The sequence below is a fragment of the Polaromonas sp. P3_C2 genome (genome assembly GCF_056402675.1).
Genome location: NZ_JBFUGX010000841.1, coordinates 1 through 1,565 on the forward strand (window position 1 = coordinate 1; position 1,565 = coordinate 1,565).

General features: G+C 60.9%; 4 protein-coding genes. All 4 read left to right on the forward strand.

The features are described 5' to 3' along the window. Positions 1 to 165, forward strand: a complete 165-nt coding sequence (locus AC1DWI_RS22585; RefSeq protein WP_457279639.1) for a DUF1328 domain-containing protein — start codon at positions 1 to 3, stop codon at positions 163 to 165. A 99-nt stretch (positions 166 to 264) separates the two neighbouring features. Continuing rightward, entirely contained in the window at positions 265 to 648 is a 384-nt protein-coding gene (locus tag AC1DWI_RS22590) for a glycine zipper domain-containing protein (protein WP_457279640.1), read from the forward strand. 62 nt (positions 649 to 710) lie between these two features. Then, entirely contained in the window at positions 711 to 1,076 is a 366-nt protein-coding gene (locus AC1DWI_RS22595; protein WP_477648497.1) for a hypothetical protein, read from the forward strand. A gap of 4 nt (positions 1,077 to 1,080) precedes the next feature. After that, a complete protein-coding gene (locus tag AC1DWI_RS22600; RefSeq protein ID WP_477669809.1) occupies positions 1,081 to 1,533 on the forward strand; it encodes a hypothetical protein in 453 nt (150 codons plus the stop codon). Positions 1,534 to 1,565: the final 32 nt, after the last annotated feature.

Genomic DNA, 1,565 nt, shown 5'->3' on the forward strand with positions numbered 1-1,565 from the left:
ATGCTGCACTACTCCGTCGTTTTCCTGATCATCGCGTTGATCGCTGCCGTATTCGGTTTTGGTGGCATCGCCGCAGGTGCCGTCGAGATCGCCAAGATCCTCTTTTTCATCTTCGCCGTCATGGCCATCGTGAGCTTTGTCATCAGCTTGCTCCGAAAGAATTGATCCAGCCATTCCGAGAGTGCCGAACGCTTTTTACGAGCGAGCGGCGCGCGCTCTCCTTGCATCTCCATCGTCATTCACTCAACTCACCAAGGACCTGACATGAATACCCAAACCGCCACCAAGACTGCCCGCCAAAGCTCGGATGAGTTGCTGCAGAACGCAGAAAAAGCCGTTGACTCCACCCGCAGCTATGCCAACGAGGCATTCGACAAAGCCGAAACCAAAGTGCGCGAACTGCGCGGCAGCGTGGATCCCGTCGTTGACATGCTGGCGTCCAAGGCCCAGCACCTTGCCCGTCAGAGCCTCGATATCGCCTCTGAAGCCAAGCATCGCGCACAGCAGTCGCTGTCCAATGCCGCAGGTGCAACCACCCGTTATGTTGCCGAGCAACCCCTGCGTTCGGTGCTGATTGCCGCCGCCGTCGGCGCCGGCATCGCGCTGCTGGTGTCGTCTGCACGCCATCGCAACCAAAACCGTTACTGATCGCCAGGCTCCCGCCCGCTTTTCCCCGGTACCGACCACTGCACGCAGATTCGCCCCATCCAATGCTTCACCCCCTGTTCTCCACCATCGTGCAGCGGCCTGACCTCGTCATGGATCATGTCTCTGCTTACGCGGCGCTCTTTCATGAAGAGGCTTCCGATGCGGGTGCCGAGCTGGTTGCACGGGCTGTGGCGTGGGTGATTGCGGTACTGGCGGCCGCCGTATTTTTGGGGCTCGCAGGAACGGCCGTCATGCTGGGGGCGCTTCAAAACCAGTTTCACTGGGCACTGGTGGTGGTTCCGGGCATTGCACTGGCCATCGCCATCGGGGCCGCATTGCGCGCGAGAAAACCTTTCGCGAATGAACGCTTTCCCGAGTTGAAAGCCCAGATTGACAGCGACGCGCGCGCATTGCGCATGGCCGCCTGAACCGATGTCCACCCTCACCGCCCCAACGCCGCAGGAAAGGCTGGCCAGCAGCCGCAAGGCCATTGTCCGGCACATGAGCCGGGAAAAGCTGGACCATGAAGAAAACCCGGGCAATCCAGAGGCCGGCCCGGAGAATGATCCGGCGCACTTTCTCGACCGCGGAACCTGGGGCGTTCTCAAACATGCTTTGGGGAGCTGGTGGCGGCATCACCCCGTGAGCGTGGCAGTTGACATTGCCCGGCCGATGATTGACAAGTACGCCGAAGAAAAGCCGTTGCAGCTATTGGGTATTGCAGCCGCGGCAGGCGCTGCGGCGGTCGTACTACGGCCCTGGCGACTGGTATCACTTGGCGGCTTGCTGCTGGCCGCCCTCAAGACGTCCGAACTCCCAGGCACCTTGCTGTCCATGCTGTCTGGCGCACCGCACAAGCCTGAAAAAACACCCTACACACGATGAACACCTCCACGCTTTCCCGCACCGCCCCCGAC

Bases quoted from the DNA above. Each gene is read 5' to 3' on its own strand.
- AC1DWI_RS22585 (WP_457279639.1), top strand. From the start codon at position 1: ATGCTGCACTACTCCGTCGTTTTCCTGATCATCGCGTTGATCGCTGCC.
- AC1DWI_RS22590 (WP_457279640.1), top strand. From the start codon at position 265: ATGAATACCCAAACCGCCACCAAGACTGCCCGCCAAAGCTCGGATGAG.
- AC1DWI_RS22595 (WP_477648497.1), top strand. From the start codon at position 711: ATGCTTCACCCCCTGTTCTCCACCATCGTGCAGCGGCCTGACCTCGTC.
- AC1DWI_RS22600 (WP_477669809.1), top strand. From the start codon at position 1,081: ATGTCCACCCTCACCGCCCCAACGCCGCAGGAAAGGCTGGCCAGCAGC.